Raw genomic sequence first — 19,104 nt, forward strand, 5'->3', positions numbered from 1 at the left:
CGGGCACGGATCAGGCGTTCGGGGTGTCGGTGACGGGGAAGTCCTCGCGCCGGCGGGCCCGGCGGACGATGACGAAGCCCGCGACCACCAGTGCCGCGGACAGGGCGCCGAGCGCGCCCGCGTTGACGCCGGTGGCCGCCATGGAGCCGCCGCCACCCGAACCGCCGCCGGACGCACCGCCGCTCACGTCGGTGGAGATGTCCTGCGAGCCGCCGCCCGTGGTGCCGCCGTCGGCCGCCGAGGTGTCCGTCGGGGCGGCGGTGTCGGTCGGCAGCGCGGTGTCGGTGGGAGTGTCGGTCGGAAGGGCCGTGTCGGTCGGCGACTCGGTGTCCGTGGGCGGGTCGGTCGGGGTGGCCGTGTCCGTCGGCGTGCCCGAGTCGGTCGGGGTCGCGCTGGCGGTGTCCGTCGGCGTCGGGGTGTTGCCCGGTCCGGCCGGGTCGGTGTTCCGGTAGGCGGTGTTGGAGGTGAACCAGATCGACGCGGTGAAGTCGCGCAGGCTGGCGCCGTTGAAGGCGGTGCGGCAGGTGAGGGTGAAGTCGTAGCGGCCCTGGAGGGTGGTGAACCCGGCGGTGCTGGCGTAGTTGCGCATCGTGTCGGACAGCGGCACGACGATGCCGCCGTTCGGTGTCGTGCCGTAGGTGCCGAGCGGGGAGTTGCCCACGACGTTCTGGCCGTCGGCCGGGAAGCCGGAGCCCGTCACGTCCACGATCAGGTTCGTCGCCTCGGCCGGGCAGGCCGCCGAGGTGGTCAGGCTCATGCCTTCGGTGTCCGTGCCGGTCTCGGGGGTCACGGACATGGCGGCGGGGGCCTCGGCGGCCGAGGCCTGCACGACGGCGGCGGCGGTGACGAGCAGCCCGGCCGTGCCGCAGGCGGCGACGACCGAACCGACGCGGAGCGCGGCCGCCCTGGACATCCGGAGTGTGCGGGGTGTGATGGACACGGGGTTTCTCTCCCTGGGCAGTTGGTTCGGTCGGTACGTGGTGGGGTGCGCGGTCACTCGCTCCGGGCCCGGCGGCCGCGCACCCACAGAGCGACGCCCGTCGCGAGGGCCAGCAGGCAGACGCCGAATCCGGTGACGGACCAGGCGGTGAGGGCGGTTTCGGGAGCAGCGGCGGCGGTATCGGCCGGTGCGCTGCCCGGCGGGACGACGCTGCCCGGCGGGACGTCGCCGCCCTGCTCGGTCGGCGCGGGCACGGGCAGCCCCTGGGACTGTCCGGACGGTCCCGGCGTCGTGGATGCGGCCGGACTCTGCGGCACCGGTGCCTTCTTGGGCAGCGCGACCTCGGTCCCGTCCCGGTACGCGCTCTTCTGCGCGAACCGCAGCGAGCCGGTGAAGTCCCGCAGACTGGTCGGATCGAAGGGGCCCTTGAGGCAGCTGACGGTGAAGGTGTACGTGCCGCGCAGGGTGGTGAACCCGGCGGTGCTGGCGTAGTCCCGCATGGTGTACGTCAGCGGGATGCCGAGCCCGGCCCCCGGCACCTTGCCGTACGTGGCGAGCGGCGCGTTGCCGACGACGATCTGGCCGCCGCGCGGGAAGCCCGCCCCGGTGACCCGGGCGATGACGTTGGCGGTCTTCGCGGGGCAGGGCGCTTCGGCGGTCAGGGTGATGGGCTGGGTGTCGCTGCCCTTCGCCGGGCTGACCGCGAGCTTCCCCGCGTCCGCCGCCCGGGCGTCCACCGGGGTGCCCCCGACCACGGCCCCGGCGGCCAGCAGGGTCGCCGCCGCCAGGCCGACGGCCTGCTTCGGGCGGGACGCGGAACGCACCGGCGCGCTCTGGGTGTTGCGGCGCCGCCGACGTCGTATCAGCACGAACGTGACGGCCGCGGCGAGTACCGCGAGCAGCAGGGCCAGGAACGCCCAGGGCACGGCGGTGAAGGCCTCGGTGCGGGTGACGCGGGGCAGGATGCGGTGCTGGATGTCGCCGCGGACCGGCTCGGGGTCGATCGTGACGCTCGTCGTGTCCCGGAAGGCGGGCAGCACACCGGTGGCCTTCGCCGTGACGGACACGGAGTCGCCCGGCAGCAGTTCGGGGAGGTCACGAAGCCTGGCCACCTCGGCCGTGCCGCCCAACCCGTCGCGGACGCCCACCGTCTGATGCGCCGCCAGCCGCACATTGCCGGTGTTGCGGACGGTGTACGTCACCGTCGCGGAGCCCGTGCCGAAGGGGTTGGCGCTGCCGTGGTACACGGTGCGCAGGTCCTCGACGGCGAGGCGGGGCGTGAGGGCACCGGCCACCCGGAGGTAGACGCGCGCGCCGACCCGCTGGTCGAGGGCGACCTTGTTGCCCTTCTTGTCGGCGCCGGCGGCCGAGAGCGAGGCGACGATGCCGCCGGTGTGGTCGCCGGGGGTCGCCTTCGCCGGGACGGTCAGGGTGAAGGGGACGATGACTCGGGAGCGGGCGGGGACCTTGACCTGGTTCTTGCGGAGCTTGATCCAGGAGCCGGCGTCGGTGGGCCTGTGCCTGGCCGCGAACAGGTCGAAGCCGCCGTCGGCGGTGGTGAAGGCGTCCTGTGCGTACACCCTCAACGTCAGTGGTTTCGTGCCGTAGTTGAAGACGGCGATGTGGTCCTTGACGAGGGCGCCGGGGGTGGCGCCGTAGGAGAAGTTCGGCCGGGCGTCGGGCTTCTTCGCGGCCGATGGCTGGACGCCGAACGTCGTGCGCCCGGTACCGGCCTGTCCCCCGTCGGCCGACGCGTGGGTGGCCGGGAGGACGGCGAGGAGGCAGGCGGCCAGGACGGCGGCGATGCGGCGGGCCGATGTCGTGATCATGTCGGGGTCGTCCGTTCGGGCGCGGGACCGGTGCACGGGTGAGCGGGGGCCGGGTCGACCGGGGGTTGGCCGGGACGGGCAGGAGGGCTGCCCGTCCCGGCCCGGGGCGGCTCCGAGGGGGATGTGGAGGTCCGCCCCGTCAGCCATCCGCCCGGGTCAGATGGCCGTCAGGGTGAGAGTGGCGGTGTAGGTGCCGGCCACGGTCGAGGTCGGCACGTTCAGGGCCAGGTCGGCGCCGAGGTGGGCGGTGCCCAGACCGGTGCCGCCCGCCAGCGAGCGGGAGGACTTCAGGCCGGCCGAGCCGGCGTCGCCGGGGGCAGCGCCGTGGGCCGCGGCGACCGCCGCACCCGGGGTGACCGTCTGGGACGCGCCCTTGTCGGTCACCTTCGGGGTCCAGCCCAGGTTCTGGCCGTTGATCTGGTGCGAGCCGCCGTCGGCGAAGTCGGTGACCTGGCCGCTGACGGACCAGCCGGGGTTTCCGGCGCGGGTGTCGGTGAGCGTGACCGGGTTGATCGCGCCCGCGGTGGTGAGCAGGTCGCCGTCGGCGTTCAGCTGCGGCGAGGGCAGCGTGACGTGCGGGTCGTCCACGCTGATGACCAGGGCGCCGGACTCGACGGTGGTGGTGATGTCCTGCGAGGCCGTCACGCCCTCGAAGGCGCCGATCACGTACGGGACGTTGCCGGAGGTGGAGCCGGTGTGGGTGCCGGGGTCCGCCGGGACGAAGACGGCCGTGAAGGAGTGGTCGCCCTCGGCCAGGCTGCTGGTGCTGAAGGCCGCCTGACCGCCCGCGACCTGCACGGTGCCCAGCGTGGTCGTGGTGCCGCCCACGGTGTCCTGGAACTTCACGGAGCCGGCCGCCGAGGCGGGCGACACCGACGCGGTCATGGAGACGGGGCTGAACTTGTCCGCCGTACCGGCCGGGGAGACGGCCAGCGCGGTGGTGGTCGGGGTCGCCGGGGCGGCCTCGACGGAGTACGCGACCGCGCCGGACGTCGAGCCGTTGTAGGCGGCGCTCGACGGGGTGAACACGGCCGTCAGCGCGTGGTTGCCGGCGCCGAGGCTGCTCGTGGTGAGCTGGGCCTGGCCGCCGGTGACGGCGACGGGGGCACCGAGCGGGCTCCCGTTGTCACGGAACTGGACCTCACCGGCCGCGCCCGCGGGGGCGACGGTCGCGGTCAGCGTCACCGAGGTGCCCGCGGTCACCGGGGACGCCGGGGAGACCGCGAGGGACGTGGTGGTGTCGGTCTTCACGGCCGGGTCGGTGTTCTGGTACGCCGTGTTGGACGTGAACCAGACCGAGGCCGGGAAGTCACCGAGGCTGGTGGCGTTGAACGCGGTCCGGCAGGTGATCGTGAACGTGTACTTGCCGGTCAGGGTGGTGAAGCCGGCCGTCTGGGCGTAGCCCCGCATGGTGTCGGTCAGGGGGATGATCAGCCCGCCGTTGCCCGCCGTGCCGTAGGAGCTGATCGGCGAGTTGCCGACCACGATCTGGCCGCCGGCCGGGAACCCGGAGCCGGTCACCGAGGCGATGATGTTGGTGGCGTTGTCCGGGCAGGCGCCCGAGGTCGTCAGCGACATCGGTGAGGTGTCGGCGCCGGTCGCGGGTGCGACCGTGGCCGTGCCGATCTCGGCGGCCTGCGCGGCCGGCGCCGCGGCGATACCGCCCGCGAGGACGGCGACCAGGCCCGCGAGCCCGCCGGCCAGGGCCCGCAGATGAGTCTTCTTCAGCACTGTCGTGCTCTCCTTCTGGAGGATGTTTCCGAAGATCCGAAAGGTGCGTCAGGAGGTCTGCTTGCTGGTGTCGCCGCAGTTCGGGTTGGTGGCGAAGCCGTAGGTGTTGATCACCGAGCTCTGCTGGCAGACCAGGGAGTTGTTGCCGACGAAGACGGTGCTCCACGGCGCGGTGCCGATCTTGCTCGTCGGAATGACGTTGTAGACGTCGCGCTTCACACCGAAGTTGCTGTTCAGAACCGTCGGCGCGAGACCGTCGACGGTGCCGAGGATCGCCCGGCCGCGGAGGTCCGCGATCGTCTGCGAGGCCTGCGAGTTGTACTGCGCGATGGAGAACGGGACGATCGACTTGTCGTCGAGGACACGGCCGTCGTGCTCCTGGACCGGGCTGCCGTTCTTGGTGTCCTTGATGCACGGGTAGACACCGGCGACCACGTCGGCGTCGGTGATGCCCATCTGGGACTCCCAGAAGCTGCGGGTGCCCGAGCCGGCCTGCGGCAGGTACACCGTCAGGCTGTAGTTGGGGCCGGCGCCCACGTAGCCCGGGTCGCAGTGGTAAATGGCCTTGAGGTCGGCCAGCGTGAGCTTGCGCGGCACCGTGCTGGTGGGCGTGATCGAGTAGCTGACGGCGTCCACGGCGAACGGGACGTAGGTCAGACCCGGGCTCGCGGCGGCCAGGTTGAGGCTGGAGGAACGGGAGAAGTCCAGGCAGCCGTTGCCCGCCTGGAGCGAGTTCTGCAGGGCGGTGCGGCCGGCGCCGGAGCCGTTCGGGCGGCTGATGGTGCAACCGGGGGTGGTGGCCGGGTCCTTGGTGGTGATCTGGGCCGAGCCGGTGGCGTCGTAGGAGCCGATGACCTTGGTGCCGTTGATGGTGATGGCCTGCGCCATTCCGTTCATCACGTCCTGCGTGGTGTCGGACCCCACGCCGGACAGCTGACGGTAGGCGGGCGGGCCGGCCGGGTCGGCGGCGGCCTGCGTGGCGCTGAGGGTGCCGGTGACCAGGCCTGCGAGACCCACGGCGGCGACGGCGGCCATTCTCTTGTTCACGTTGCGTACCTCTCGATTAGGCTTCCGCCGGGCGGTGGTGCCCGGCGCGGTGTTTCGGACAGTTCGTTGGCGCGGACCTGTCGGTGTGTCGGGTGCGGGCATCACCTCCCTTCGCCGGCGGCCGACTTGCCCCTGGTCCGCCGGTCGGCGAGGGCGGCGGCCAGTCGCGGCAGGGCCCTCGGCAGGAGGGGGCCGCAGACGGCGGCGGCGAGACCGGTGACCAGGGCGATCAGCAGGGCGTAGCGCACGGCTCCGAGCGCCCACTCGGGGGTACGCAGCAGCGGACCGTCCGAGGCGGAGGCGGCGGCCGGTGCGGTGGACGGGGAGCCCGAGGGTGTGCCGCCGCTCGCCGCGGCGGACGGGGAAGCCCCGGTGCCCCCGGTACCACTCGCACCGGCCTGCCCACCGGACGCCCCGGCGCCCCCGCCCGGGCCGGCACCCCCCGAGCCCGCCGCCGCGACTCCCCCGGTGTCACCGGAGCCGCCGGACGCCGTGCCCGAACCGCCGTTCGTCACGCCATCGGCCGGCGGGCTCGACGCCGGAGCACCGGCCCGGGAGACGATGGCCTCGGCGGCGGCACGGGTACGACCGCGCACATCGGCCGGCAGCGGGGCGTAGCCCTCGGGCAGCGTGCCCGAGGCCACGCCGGGCCGCTGTCCGTCGCCCGCCGCGTACTTCAGCAGGGCCGCGTAATCCCGGCCCTCCTGCGCGGTGAGCTTCTCCGGCACGGTGGCGGCATAGGTGAGGAGGGTGAGCGGATAGGCGTCCCGGTTCCTGTTGGCCGGGTCGGCGACCTCCACCCCGCTCACACCGCTCGCCTTCATGGCCGCCCGTCCCGCGAGCAGCCCGCGGGTGTCGGGGGCGACGAACCGGCCGGCGGCGTTCTGGAGCCTGGCCGTCACCAGGCCGTAGCGCGCCGCCGTCGCCGTGTCGGTCAGGGCGAGGACGGCCCGCTTGCCCGCGGGCTGCGGCGGGTTCTTCTTGTAGCCGGGGGGAGTTGCGGTGTTGTCCCAGTTGGTGCGGGCCAGGGTGTCGCCGCGCGCGGCGGCGCGGGCGGCGGAGTGCAGGTCGGTGGCGTACGGATGCTTGTCCTGGATGCACAGCGGGTGGTCGGGGTGGTCCTGGAACTGCTGGCAGAAGGGGTCGCTCTTCGGGTACTCCTCCCGCGGCAGCTCCATGTCCTTGTAGTGCGGGTTGACCTTCATCCCGGAGAAGGCGGGATCGCCGTACCGCCCCGTGTTGTCGGCGGCACCGCTCAGGAACTCACGGGCGGCCGGGTCCTGGCGCACCCAGTTCCACAGCTCCCAGGTCGCGTCGGCCAGCGCCTCCGGTACGAGCGCGTCACCGAGGCTGCCGCCGAAGCTGAGGTCCTTGTAGCCGGGGTTGTACTTGAGGAACTCGGGGTCGGTGGCCAGGTTGAACGGGTTGGCCTGGGTGCTCGGCGCGAGCCGTGAATTGCCGTCCTGGTAGGACTCGGTGAGCAGCTTGGCGACCAGTCGCGGAGTGAGGTTCAGCGAGGTCAGACGTGCTCCGTCACGGGCCTTGACGGCCGCGGGCGCGTTGAACCCGGCCTGGCTCTCGACGAAGAAGCCCAGGGTCAGCCCCGACAGGGCGACCGGCGCGTAGACCGGCCGCTGTCCGGCCGGTACCTGGTCGCCGGTGGCCGGACGCCCGAGGAAGACGAGGCCGGGCGATCCGGAGACCAGCTTGGCGCGGGCGGTGTCATCGGTGACCTGGGCGTATCCGTAGATCGTCCGGCCGGCGGACTGGCACAGGGCGGGCTGCCATCGTGTGACGACCTCGGCGACGATCTCGTTGCCGAGCGTGCCCCGCTCGTCGGCTCCGATCGGACAGAACCGCCCCATCGGCTCGAAGCCCAGCGGCACCACGAGCCGGTGCTTCCAGTTGCTCGCACTGAGCGGCGAGGACTCCAGCAGCCCACTGGACCGCGCGGTGTACGCGGAGCCGTCGACCTCGTTCTCCCCGCGCGGCACGACGACCAGCCAGCACTTGCGCCCGGCCGTGGCACCGGAGGCCCCGGCGGGCACCTCGCCACACCCCAGGCCGGGCGCTTCCAGCCCGGTCTGTGCCTCGAAGTACACCTCACCGCTGCCGTCGGGCCCGGTCCGGGCGTACGGCACCTCGTTGGAGGTGTTCACGTCGTAGAACTCGTTCCAGTTCCCCTTGGTGATCACATCCCCGGTCACGGACCGGAACGGCACATACGAGATCCCGGTCCCGGACGCCGGCGGCAATTCCTGCGCCGGATCCTTCAGACCGCCGTAGCTGAGCTGCCGGGTGTTGGTGTACGCCCCCGCGGCCTGACTACCGGCGCCCGCGCCCAGCGCGGAGGACCCCCCGAACTGACACTGCTCGGGATCGGGACCACCCCTTACATCGCCCCAACACTGCATGATCTGCAGGTAGTTGGCGGCGTAGGTGGTGTCGGAGACGGTAGGGGCGCCGCCCTTCCAGGAGACCTTGACGACCTGATTGACGAGGTTGCGGGTCTGACTGACCGTCACCTCGAGGTCGGAGTAAGGCCCATCGCCGGAGACGGTGACATCGGACGACGAGTCGGCGGCCGAGGCGCTCTGGACGAGCACTCCGACACCGATAACGGAAAGCAGGGTGACTGCAACGGACAGCGAGGTGGCAAGGAACCGACGGGCAACGCCCCTCAGGGGCGCGGGGAACTGCGCGACCAGCCCCCACGGCGCCGCAGACGAAATACGACCCATCCCGGCCCTCACAGCGAAGCGCCCCGCTTGAGTCGCCGACTGATCAACGGAGGCCCCACAGTGATCGCCAGCAACAACCCACCCGCCAGCACCATCAACGCCGTACGCGTACCCCCACTGATCCCCCGCGACGTACTGACAGGCTGAGCAAACGCGTCAACCCCCGTCCCGCCGCCCGCAGGGCCCCCCGCGCCGATGACCTGCCCGGTATCCGGATCGACCGACGCACCCCCACCCGCGGTGGGCGTCCCGGAGGCACCCCCAGTGGCACCTGCTCCCCCGGTCGCCCCCGCGGTCGTACCGCCGGTCCCGGCACCACCGGTCCCGCCGCCGGAGGCCGCCGCCCCGCCGGCACCAGCGTTGGCACCCGAACCGGACCCCGAACCACCGGACGCACCCCCACCGGAGCCCCCGCCATCGGAACCCCCACCCACCTGGGTAGGCGTCTTCGCCCCACCCGTACCGGTGGAGCACTGGGCCGCCCCCTTCTTGTCACAGGCAGGCGGATAAGGCGCGGTCTTGACCAGCGTGTTCGTGCCGTCCGGCGAGAACGTCGGGTTGTTGCACTTCTTGATGTCGATGCTCTCGACATCGACGCCCGGGATCCTGCGGACCTGCTTCAGCCCGGCCTGCACCAGGTTGATCGGCAGCGGCGAGTACCCGAGGCTGTCGACCCGCTGCTGTCCCTGGCACAGGAAGTAGTACGAGAAGGCGCCGAGCGTCTTGCCCTTCTGGGCGTTGAAGTTCGACTCCAGCTTGGTCGGGATGATCATGTAGCTGTAGCTGGAGAGCGGGTAGCTGCGCCGGTCGGTGTCGTTGTAGACGCGGTCTAGCTTCTGGGTCAGATACGCCGGGGACGCGGCGTTCTCCTCGATGTCCGCCCTGGTCAGCGCCACCGCCACGTTCTTCGCGGTCGGCTCGACGTAGTACCCGGCCTTGTTGAGCACCTTGGCGACCGGGAATCCGGTCGTGTACACGGCGTACGAGTACTCGACATAGGTGATCGTGCCGACGTTGCCGGCCTGGGCGACATAGCCGGAGACACCGTTCGAGCCCGACTGCCCGACGAAGCCGCCGCCCGGCACCACCGGGTAGTTCGACGTCGCCCCGCACGGGGTCATCCGGCCGGCCCGGCGGCAGTATGCGTCCCACAGTCCCTGGTACTGCTTGCTCATCCACGTGGTGAACTGCGCGGTCGTACCGGAGCCGTCGGAGCGCACCACCGGCACGACCCGGCGGGCGGGCAGCGCGGAGGCGAGCGCCGGGTTGTCGGCCTTGATGGCGGGGTCGTTCCAGGTCTTGATCTGCCCGGTGAACATCTTGGCGATGACCTCGCCGGACAGCCGCAGGTTGGTCACCCGCCTGTTGCCGATCGTGAGGTTGTACATGAACGACGTACCACCGGCCACGATCGGCATGTACGCGTACTTCCGGGACGGCGGCGAGTCGACGACGCCCGAGTCCTTGATGCCGTACGGGATTTCGGAGACGGCGTAGTCCACGGTGCCGTTGCGGAACTGGTTGCGGCCGTCGGAGGAGCCGGTGCCGTTGTAGTTCACGGTCATGCCGTACTGCTTGACGTTGGCCCGCCACTGGTCGAGCGCGTTCTGGCTCCAGGTGGAGCCCGCGCCCGAGATCGGCACATAGGTCGCGGCGTCGGCGGGTACGGCGCCGACCAGCAGGGCGGCCAGGAGGACGAGGGCGGTCACGGCTCTCGTGCGCAGGCGTGCGGACGTGGCCGGAGGTGATCCGGGCATGACGGGGAGCTCCAGGTCGGGGTCGGTGATGGGGAAGGTGTGGCCGGGGTGGGTGGAGGCGTCAGTCGGGGGCCGGCCCCGAGGGGGTCTCGACGGACGATCGGCCCCTTTGCAGCGCCCGCCTGCTCATGCGCTCGGCGTCGCGCCGCGAGGCGAGCACCCGCCGGTGCCGCTGATTGCGGGTCAGCTCGCCGGGTCCGCGCCCGCCGATCACACGGGCCAGCACGAAGAGCAGCAGGACCAGCGCCATCAGCAGGGCGGCGGAGCCGAACCCGCGGGCGATGAAGGAGGGTTGGGGCGAGCGCACCAGATCGAAGGTGGCCAGCGGCAGCGAGATCTGCGGGCCGCTGAGCGGGTCGGCGTTCAGCCCGGCGTTGACCCCGGAGGTGAGCAGCACCGGGGAGGTCTCTCCGATGCCGCGGGCGGTGCCCAGGATCACGGCGGTGGTCAGCCCGGAGCGGGCGGTGGGCAGGACGACCGTCCAGACGGTGCGCCACTTGCTCGCGCCCAGGGCGTACGACGCCTCGCGCAGCGAGCCCGGCACCAACCGGATCACCACGTCGGCGGCGCGGATGATGATCGGCAGCATCATCACGCTGAGCGCCAGCGCGGCGGCGATGCCGGACTTGTCGACGCCGAGGATGAGGATCACGGTGGCGTAGATGAACAGGCCGGCCACGATCGACGGCAGGGCCGTCATCGCCTCGACGATGGTGCGGACGAAACGCGCGTAGCGTCCGGGCACTTCGTTGAGGAACACCGCGCAGGCCAGCCCCAGCGGCACGGTGACGGCCAGTGAGATGGCGATCTGCTCCAGCGTGCCCACGATCGCGTGCAGCACACCGCCCTTGCTGAGCGGTTCGAGCGGGCCGGTGCCCGACATGTCCTCGGTGAAGAAGCCGATGTGCACCAGGGCGGACCTGCCGCGCCACAGGGTGTATCCCACGACCAGGGCCAGCGCGCCGATCAGCAGCAGGGCGAGGCTCTGCCAGAGGACGGCGGTGACCTTGTCCCGTACGGCGACGGAGTTCTCGTCGAAGGAGACCAGCACGGCGTAGAGCCCGAGGAAGAGCAGATACGCGACGACGACGAAGCCGAGGATCGAGTCGAACGGGGCGATCCAGACGAAGAGCAGCGCGGTGAACGACACTCCTCCCGCGGCGGCGCCCGCGAGGGCGAGCAGGTCGGAGGAGTGCACGGAGGAGGTGTTCCGCCGGACCTCGGGGGCGCTGTCGTGGTCCTCGGCGGCCGGCCGCACGGTCACGGGTTCCTTGAGGAGCTCGGTGGTCATGCTCAGGCCTCCGTTCCGGCGCCGGAGCGGCTGCGGGCGGCGATCGAGGACGCGACGAAGTTCACGACGAGGGTCAGGAGGAAGAGCGCGAGCCCGGCGGCCATCAGGGCCGACATGCCGAACTCGCTGGCGGAGCCGTAGCGCAGCGCGATCAGCGCGGAGACGGAGTTGGCGCCGTTCTGCAGGATGTGCCACTGCACGGCGAACACCGGCGAGATGATCATGTAGACGGCGATCGTCTCGCCCAGGGCCCGGCCCAGGCCCAGCATGGTGCCGCCGATGATGCCGCCCCGCCCGTACGGCAGGACGACCGCGCGGATCATCCCCCACCGGGTCGCGCCCAGCGCCAGGGCGCCCTCGCGTTCCCCGGCCGGCGCCTGCGAGAAGGTCTCCCGCATCACCGAGCAGGCGATGGGCGTGACCATGAGCGCGACGACGATCCCGGCGATGAAGGTGGAGGACGTGTACACGGTGGTGGTCTGGAGCGGATCGCCCGGGACGACGCCGTCGACCTTGAAGACGGGGATCCACGAGAGGTAGGTGGCGATCCACCGGGACAGCCCGACGACTTGCCCCTGGAGCAGGAAGAAGCCCCACAGCCCGTAGACCACACTCGGCACGGCCGCCATGAGGTCCACCAGGCTGATCAGGGTCCGCCGCAGCTTCCGTGGCGCGTACTCCGAGATGTACAGCGCGGTGCCCAGTGCCAGGGGCAGGGCGATGCAGATCGCGGTCACCCCGATGAGCACCGTGCCGGTGAGCACGGCCGCGATGCCGAAGTGGCGCGAGTCCGGCTCCCAGGCGGAGGTGGTGAGGAACGACCACTTGGCGACGCCCAGCGCCTGGGACGCCCGGTAGGTGAGGAAGACGCCGACCAGCAGCATGATCGCCAGGACGACGGCCCCGCTGCCGCGCAGGACGCCCTGGAAGAGGCGGTCCACGGGCTCGATCCGGCCGCGCGGCGCCCGCCGTGCGTAGTCGTCGCCGTCCTGCTCCGGTCCGGGTTCGGAGGGCTGACCGAGTCTGGGCATGACAACACTCATCGCGCACGCGTCCCGGCACGCTCACGAGCGCCGCCACCGTCGCCGCCCCGCGGCCGCCCCCCGCCCGCCCCTCGGGGCCAGGGCGGAGTCGGCTCGGTCAGCTCGGCCACGGGTACGGCGTGCAGGAACTGACCGAAGTTGTACTGGCAGTCACGCTGGCGCTGATAGAGCCGCCCGGCGACCGCGGCCGCCCGGCCGTCGATCTCCAGCCGCCAGCTCCAGCCACCGGCCGCCTCCGTCGTGGTCAGCAGCACCTTGGCGTCGCCGATCCGCTCTCTCAGCCACAGCACCGAGGCCCGGCACTCCGCGAAGCCGGCGAACGACTCGGCGCTGCGCCCCAGTTCACGATGGTTGGACCCGACCAGCCGCCAGCCGACGGACTGCTCCTCCCCCACGGGTCTCTGCGGTGCACCCCGAACCACGTACAAAAACCGTGCCGGAACCATGGAAACCGCCCCCTCTCCCCTTCGTCCCATGGGCTGTTTCTCGCCAGCGGCGAAGAATCACCCAAAGCGCACTGAGAGTCGCGGAACTGTGTGCGTTCTGTGTCCACGGATGAGTGAAGGCCGAACGGAGGGCGGATGAACGGCAAACTCCACCGCCGTGGGCACGAGAGCGCTCACAGCGAGAGGAGCCACAGGACAGCAGGGGGTGGGGAGGTCCGGTCGGGCGGCCGGAGCCCAGCCCGTCCGTTCGGGTACGACGCCGACCACAGCCGGCCCGCGTCACTGATCGCGTGGCGATCGCGGGTTCATGGCCGGAAGAGGGAGCGACTCGGTGCCTCGTGCTTCCCACACCGTTGGCGAGGCGTGTGCCACAGCGCGGGCGCGTACCAGAGCCGAACACGATGGCGTCGTCAGCGCAATGAGCTGAACGCAGCCCGCGCCTCCGTGGAGAAGAGCTCCGGCTCCTCCCAGGCGGGGAAGTGGCCGCCGCTGTCGATCTCGTTGAAGTACGTGAGCTTGGGGTAGACCGTCTCGACCCAGCTGCGCGGGGCCGCCCAGATCTCGCCGTGGAACGTCGTGAAGCCGACCGGAACCGTGACCTCCGGAGGAGCCTGGCCGGCCGCATGGGCTGCGGCCAGGTCCCGTCCGAACTCCCAGTACCATCGAGCGGCCGAGGCGCCGGTGCCCGTCAGCCAGTACAGCGTGATGTTGTCGACGATGTTGTTCCGGGTGAGGTTGCCCACGGGCTCGCCGTCGACGAACGCCCGGGAGATCTTGTAGTAGCTGTCCGTGTCGTGGTCGAGCAACCAGGCCGCCAGCCCGACGGGTGAATCCAGCAGGGAGTAGCCGATCGTCTGCGGCCGGGTGGACTGCTCCAGGAAATAGCCGAAGCCGTCCGTCATGAACGTGTTGACCGCGTCGTGCGCCGCGCGTTCCTGCTCGGACTCCGCAGGCAGTTGGTCCTTGAGACCGAGCGCACCGGCGAGCAGGTTCATGTGGATGCCGAGCAGCCCCTCGGGTGCTTGGCGGCCCATCGCTTCGGTGACGGTGGCGCCCACGTCGCCCCCCTGGGCGACGTAGCGCGTGTAGTCGAGGCGATCCATCAGCTCCGCCCACGCGCGTGCGATGCGGCCGGACTCCCAGCCGGGCTCGGTAGGCTCGCCCGAGAAGCCGTAGCCAGGCAAGGACGGCAGCACCAGGTGGAATGCGTCCTCGGGGGTGCCGCCGTGAGCGGTCGGGTCGGTCAGCGGGCCGACGGTCTCCAGCAGCTCGATGACCGAGCCGGGCCAGCCATGCGTCATGATCAACGGCAACGCATTCTCATGCCGCGACCTGACGTGGATGAAGTGGATCTCGACCCCGTCGATCTCGGTCGTGAACTGCGGCAGCGCGTTCAGTGCCGCCTCGCACTTGCGCCAGCTGTACTCGGTCGTCCAGTAGCGGGCGAGCGCCTGCAGCGTCGCCAGCTGCACACCCTGCGACCGGTCTGCGACGAGCTCTTCAGAAGGCCAGCGCGTCGCCTCGATCCGGCTGCGCAACTCAGCGAGCTGTTTCTCCGGAACCTCGATCCGGAACGGACGGATGGCTGTTGCTTCGGCCCTGACGGTCATGACGGCGCTCCTCGGTTTGTGGACGGACGGAAAGCCTCGTAGCCGGAAATGGCGCACTGTTCGTACGACGCGGTGTTCATCGGCGGGTCGGTGACCGGGGAGTACATCGACTGCCGCAGGAAGGTGACATCGCCGCGTTTCTTGGCCATGAGCTCCAACGCGGCCGCCTTATCGCCACCCACCGATTCGCCGACCACCGCCATGCGGCTGGCGTCCAGGCCCTCGAATGCCCCGTTTCGGGTGATCCACTGGGCTGTGGCGTAGCCCTGCTCGCTCGTGGTCGGTGGCGGCTGCGGCGTTGCAACGTCCTGTGCCGCAGGCTGAGGGCCGACCGGGCCGACGGCAGTCATGACAGCAGTCCTCACGCGACCTCGGACATGGACTTGGCCGAAAGCGCGCGGCGCAACGTAGCCGCCGGCTCGTCACGCGCCGGGTCATCCCGTTGACCAGATAATCGCGGCCTGGTGGCTGCTCGCCAATACGGCACGTCTCTACGTTCGCGACGCTTCCTATCTAACACCCACGAAACGGGCAGTTCCATTCCGGGTCGATCGCCGTCAGCTGCGCGGCCCGCGTCTCCGCGTGCGCGGGACCTTCATGGGACGCTTTCGACGCCGAACCCTTCCGGCTCGCGGCGGTGGCGCGGCTCCTCTGCGCCTTCACCATGCTCTCCCCCGATAAGCGTCGATAGCTTCTGTCCCATGCCGGCGTGCCCGCCGTGCGCCCTCACAGCGGTGGCCGTGTCGTAGGCGGCGCGGCGGCCGTGCTGCCACCCGCCCGGTTACGCGCCACAGGCAGCGACTACTCCCCGTTTGACATGGTTCGGACCGGTGGCATGGTGGTAGGCGGGGTGACGATTTTGTGAGGTTCGGCGTGGCACTCGATTCGGCATGGCGTTCCGCGGCGCGGCAACTACCACTCAGGCTCACGGTCGGTGCGTACTTCCTCAACGCCGGACTCTCGAAACGCGACGCCGACCAGGCCACCGCTGAGCGACTCCAGCAGCTCGCCACCGCCACCTACCCCTTCCTGGGCAAGCTCGACGCCCAGAAGTTCACCCGGCTGCTCTCCACCGGGGAGATCTCCATTGCCGGCGCGCTACTCCTGCCGGTCATGCCCGCCGCTGTCGCCGGAGCTGCACTCACCGCATTCTCATCCGGCACTCTCGGCCTCTACCTGCGTACGCCGGGCATGCGCCAGGGAGGCCTGCGCCCTACTGAGCAGGGAACCTCGCTGGCCAAGGACATATGGATCCTGGGCGTCGGCATCTCCCTCATCGCCGAGGGCCTGACCGGCCACCGGGGACCCGCGACCACTGCCGTCGGCTCTTGGCGCCGCGTGCTGCGACGCTGATCAGGCCACCGCCCCAGGGGCAATGGCGTCAGGGGAGCCGACATGGCCACGACCAAATGGTTCTTCGAGCCCGGCCACACCGGCGCGGAGTTCCGCGCACGGCACATGATGGTCACCTACGTGCGCGGACAGTTCAAGAACGTGCACGGCTGGCTGGAGGTCGATCCCGACGAGCCGGAGAAGGCCCGCGTCAAGGCGACCATCGACGCGACCCAGGTGTACACCGGTCAGCCCGAGCGTGACGCCCACCTGCGCAGCGCCGACTTCTTTGATGTCGAACACCACCCGACGTGGACTTTCATCGGGTCACGCGTTCATCAGCTCAGCGCAACCGAATTCGAGGTCTCCGGGGATCTCACGGTCCGGGGCGTCACGCATCCCGTCCCCTTCGACATCGCCTACTTGGGACAGTGGGACACCCCCTGGTGGGAGGACGGCCGAGACCGGGGCCCCAGGAGGCGCGCCGGCTTCACGGCCACCACCCGCATCAATCGCCATGATTTCGGGGTGAGTTGGAACGACGTGGTCGACCGGGGCGGAGTCGTCGTCAGCGCCATGGTCGATGTCGTGGTGGACATCGAGGCCGTCCTTGAAGCCGGCGACCCGGGCGCCTGAGCACCGCGTACCGGCGGTCTTTGAGGCCGGTGGCCACGACCGCCGGCCCGTCCGTAACCCAACCACCCTGGCTGCACCGTTCGTTCGACCCAAACAGCGTGATTGCCGCGCTGCTCTCCGAAGAGGTCCGCTGCATCACCGCGCAGACCACCGAGGCATCCGGCGACCACAACCTTCTGGTCAGAGGTCACAGGCGTTGTCCTCGGGCGGCGCGACGCCACGATGTGTGCTTTCCGCTCGCGTCTCCCACAATGGAGATGTCGTCCCCGGGGTCGTCGGCGTGGTGTCCCCCTGACGGAATGGGGCAGACATGGGAATCGTTTCGCGGGGCTTTCACGGCCGGGCGCGCTCAGCGGATGTGAAGCTGCCTCCCGGACAATATCTGACCGAGGACTTTCCGGTGCTGTCGGCCGGACCCACGCCGAGCATCGCGCAGGAGGAGTGGGAGTTCAGCATCACGACCGAGAGCGCGACGCGCCATAGCTGGTCGTGGCAGGAACTGCTGGCGCTGCCGAGCGAGCGGCCGACAGTGGACCTGCACTGCGTGACCAAGTGGTCGAAACTGGGCACCGGCTGGCAAGGGGTGTCACTGGACACGCTGTTTGCCGATGTGGAGACGGCCGCCGAGTTCGTACTGGTCCACTCCTACGGTGACTACACGACGAACATCCCGCTGGAGGACCTGTTGGGCGACAAAGCATGGATCGCCCACCAGTACGAGGGAGAAGACCTCGCTCCGCTGCACGGTGGCCCGGCCCGGCTGCTGGTGCCGCATCTGTACCTGTGGAAGTCGGCCAAGTGGGTGCGCGGCATGCGGCTGCTGACCGAGGACGAGCCGGGGTTCTGGGAGAGCGCCGGCTACCACGACTACGGTGACCCATGGCGCGAGCAGCGGTATCAGGGCGACTGAAGGCGCCTTTGACCTGGCAGGCCGCCCGGTTGGCCGGTCTGCGCGACGAGACGCCTTCGGCCCGCACGCTGACCTTCGACGTGCCCGGCTGGTCCGGGCACCTGGCCGGCCAGCACGTGGACGTGCGACTGACCGCCGAGGACGGCTACAGCACCGAGCGCAGCTATTCGCTGACCTCGGCACCCGACGGCGACCGGATCGAGCTGACGGTGCAACGCGTGCCCGACGGGGAGGTCTCGCCGTATCTGGTCGATGTGATGGAGGCCGGTGACCTGGTGGAGCTCCGGGGCCCGGTAGGCGGCTGGTTCGTCTGGCGCCCGGCCGACACCCGGCCGGTGCTGCTGGTGGGCGGCGGATCGGGGATCGCCCCGCTGATGGCCATGATCCGCACGCGCCGGAGCCTCGGCAGCCGTGTCCCCTTCCGGCTGATCTACTCGGTCCGCACCCCGGAGGACCGGTACTACGCCTCCGAACTGCGTATCGCGCAGCCCGGTGACGGCGGCCTGGACGTGACCCACCTCTACACCCGGCACACGCCCGAGGGCTCGCCGAGACCGGCGGGGCGCCTGCTACCCGCGGACCTGCAGACCCACGGCTGGCCACCGGAGTTCGAGCCGATCTGCTTCGTCTGCGGGCCGACCGGCTTCGTCGAGACCGCCGCAGCCCAGTTGGTGGCCCTGGGCCACGACCCGCGCCGGATCAGAACCGAACGCTTCGGCCCCACGGGAGGCTGACATGGACCGACCCGACACCACGGACTACGAGGACGGGAACGCGCTCGCCGGCCCCCTGGGCGAACTGTTCACCGCGGACGTCACCTCGGCCGCCGGGCGCTGTGCCGGCTGCGGGCGCACCGCTCTCGTCGCCGACCTGCACGTGTACGCGCGCGCCCCCGGCCTGGTGGCCCGCTGCCCAAGCTGCGACACGGTGATCCTGCGATTCGTACGGGCCCCCGACGCCGCATGGCTGGACCTGCGCGGCACGGTCTACATGCGCGTCCCACTGCCACCCGGATGAAGCCACGGCAGCGGCAGCGCCGGTTGCTCCTACAGGCTGCCCCGGGGGCGGGGCGATTGCGGGACCTCCCCGACGGCTCTGTCGCTGCCTCGCAAGCCACTCGTCGAAGGTGGTCGGCGCGATGCGGGCGTCCTCGCCGGGCATGAGCAAGTCACCGGCCATCTCTTGGCCGAGCGACGACGACCACGTCGGCACGCGCTTGACCGCGTGGCCGTGCGCGTCGTCGGTAGTCATCACGGCGACGCGCAGCTGACCCTGTCCACCGACCTGCGGAGATCGTCATTAACAGGGACCACCTCACCGTCCACCTCGTGAGCCCGCGGTGCCCGCTTCTCGCGCTGTGACCCCCTGGACGCCCAGGCCATGGCTGATAGGGGGTTGGATGAGGCCGCGTCGTCACTTGCACGACGATCACCGTACGAGTCGGTCGGCGACTGGCTGTGGTGCAGAGGCCACGGCCCATCTGGCCGCCCTCGAAGCGGAAAGGCGGCTCACTCGGCAACGCCACCCTTCCATTGTGCTCACTGCTCATGCTGCGCTGTTCTCGGTGACACCGAAGGCGGCGACCTTACGGACGGCGATGACGGCGACGGTCAGCACAATGGTGCTCCACGACAGATCACCCGCGAGGCGGATCAGGCCGACCGCGGTGAGAAAGTCCAGGAGCAACGGCAGAGCGACGCGGATCGAGCGCGTGGCCGCGTAGGCCGTCAGGAACGACACGACGCCGAGTGCGGTGACCAGCAGCGCGGCTGCCTCGATCGCGTCTTTCAC

At 70.8% G+C, this 19,104-nt stretch carries 17 protein-coding genes; 5 read left to right on the plus strand and 12 right to left on the minus strand.

From position 1 onward, the window contains the following. Positions 1-10: 10 nt before the first annotated feature. The 11 genes from ACFQ6S_RS18170 to ACFQ6S_RS18220 form a co-directional block, all read right to left on the minus strand. Entirely contained in the window at positions 11-940 is a 930-nt protein-coding gene (locus ACFQ6S_RS18170) for a hypothetical protein (RefSeq protein ID WP_383410169.1), read from the minus strand. 53 nt (positions 941-993) lie between these two features. Continuing rightward, positions 994-2,769, minus strand: a complete 1,776-nt coding sequence (locus ACFQ6S_RS18175; protein ID WP_383410172.1) for a WxL protein peptidoglycan domain-containing protein — start codon at positions 2,767-2,769, stop codon at positions 994-996. Positions 2,770-2,925: 156 nt separating this feature from the next. Further along, on the minus strand, positions 2,926-4,500 hold the full coding sequence (locus ACFQ6S_RS18180; protein WP_383410174.1) for an Ig-like domain-containing protein: 1,575 nt from the start codon (positions 4,498-4,500) through the stop codon (positions 2,926-2,928). Positions 4,501-4,548: 48 nt separating this feature from the next. After that, positions 4,549-5,547, minus strand: a complete 999-nt coding sequence (locus ACFQ6S_RS18185) for a hypothetical protein (RefSeq protein ID WP_383410177.1) — start codon at positions 5,545-5,547, stop codon at positions 4,549-4,551. 101 nt (positions 5,548-5,648) lie between these two features. Next, positions 5,649-8,153 carry a hypothetical protein gene (locus ACFQ6S_RS18190; RefSeq protein WP_383410180.1) on the minus strand — a complete coding sequence of 835 codons (2,505 nt, stop codon included), beginning with the start codon at positions 8,151-8,153 and terminating at the stop codon, positions 5,649-5,651. Between the two features lie 143 nt (positions 8,154-8,296). Then, complete coding sequence (gene pstS / locus ACFQ6S_RS18195) at positions 8,297-10,045, minus strand: phosphate ABC transporter substrate-binding protein PstS (RefSeq protein WP_383410183.1); 1,749 nt, start codon at positions 10,043-10,045, stop codon at positions 8,297-8,299. A gap of 61 nt (positions 10,046-10,106) precedes the next feature. Continuing rightward, positions 10,107-11,336 (minus strand): phosphate ABC transporter permease PstA, encoded by a 1,230-nt coding sequence (gene pstA / locus ACFQ6S_RS18200; protein ID WP_383410186.1) that lies wholly within the window; start codon positions 11,334-11,336, stop codon positions 10,107-10,109. A gap of 2 nt (positions 11,337-11,338) precedes the next feature. Further along, on the minus strand, positions 11,339-12,367 hold the full coding sequence (gene pstC / locus ACFQ6S_RS18205; protein ID WP_383410189.1) for a phosphate ABC transporter permease subunit PstC: 1,029 nt from the start codon (positions 12,365-12,367) through the stop codon (positions 11,339-11,341). Between the two features lie 8 nt (positions 12,368-12,375). Beyond that, on the minus strand, positions 12,376-12,774 hold the full coding sequence (locus ACFQ6S_RS18210) for a hypothetical protein (protein WP_383410192.1): 399 nt from the start codon (positions 12,772-12,774) through the stop codon (positions 12,376-12,378). 461 nt (positions 12,775-13,235) lie between these two features. Continuing rightward, the gene (locus tag ACFQ6S_RS18215) at positions 13,236-14,435 is read right to left on the minus strand and encodes an epoxide hydrolase family protein (protein ID WP_383410195.1); all 1,200 of its coding nucleotides are present in this window, start codon (positions 14,433-14,435) and stop codon (positions 13,236-13,238) included. Next, complete coding sequence (locus tag ACFQ6S_RS18220; protein WP_383410198.1) at positions 14,432-14,785, minus strand: alpha/beta hydrolase fold domain-containing protein; 354 nt, start codon at positions 14,783-14,785, stop codon at positions 14,432-14,434. The genes ACFQ6S_RS18215 and ACFQ6S_RS18220 overlap by 4 nt, the downstream gene beginning before the upstream one ends. Positions 14,786-15,308: 523 nt before the next feature. Between ACFQ6S_RS18220 and ACFQ6S_RS18225 the strand changes: the two genes are divergently transcribed. The 5 genes from ACFQ6S_RS18225 (at position 15,309) to ACFQ6S_RS18245 (ending at position 18,330) form a co-directional block, all read left to right on the plus strand. Further along, entirely contained in the window at positions 15,309-15,788 is a 480-nt protein-coding gene (locus ACFQ6S_RS18225) for a hypothetical protein (RefSeq protein WP_383410201.1), read from the plus strand. A gap of 42 nt (positions 15,789-15,830) precedes the next feature. After that, positions 15,831-16,403 carry a YceI family protein gene (locus ACFQ6S_RS18230; RefSeq protein WP_383410203.1) on the plus strand — a complete coding sequence of 191 codons (573 nt, stop codon included), beginning with the start codon at positions 15,831-15,833 and terminating at the stop codon, positions 16,401-16,403. 310 nt (positions 16,404-16,713) lie between these two features. Next, positions 16,714-17,313, plus strand: a complete 600-nt coding sequence (locus ACFQ6S_RS18235; protein ID WP_383410206.1) for a sulfite oxidase-like oxidoreductase — start codon at positions 16,714-16,716, stop codon at positions 17,311-17,313. Continuing rightward, positions 17,283-18,047, plus strand: coding sequence for a ferredoxin reductase (locus ACFQ6S_RS18240; RefSeq protein ID WP_383410208.1), 765 nt, complete (start codon positions 17,283-17,285; stop codon positions 18,045-18,047). The genes ACFQ6S_RS18235 and ACFQ6S_RS18240 overlap by 31 nt, the downstream gene beginning before the upstream one ends. Before the next feature lies 1 nt (position 18,048). Next, positions 18,049-18,330: a DUF6510 family protein gene (locus tag ACFQ6S_RS18245; protein ID WP_383410211.1), complete on the plus strand. Its 282-nt coding sequence runs from the start codon at positions 18,049-18,051 to the stop codon at positions 18,328-18,330. A 528-nt stretch (positions 18,331-18,858) separates the two neighbouring features. Here the strand turns inward: ACFQ6S_RS18245 and ACFQ6S_RS18250 are convergent. Continuing rightward, positions 18,859-19,104: a hypothetical protein gene (locus tag ACFQ6S_RS18250; protein WP_383410214.1), complete on the minus strand. Its 246-nt coding sequence runs from the start codon at positions 19,102-19,104 to the stop codon at positions 18,859-18,861.

It is taken from the genome of Streptomyces sp. NPDC056479 (genome assembly GCF_042795335.1).
In the GTDB taxonomy this organism is placed as follows: domain Bacteria; phylum Actinomycetota; class Actinomycetes; order Streptomycetales; family Streptomycetaceae; genus Streptomyces.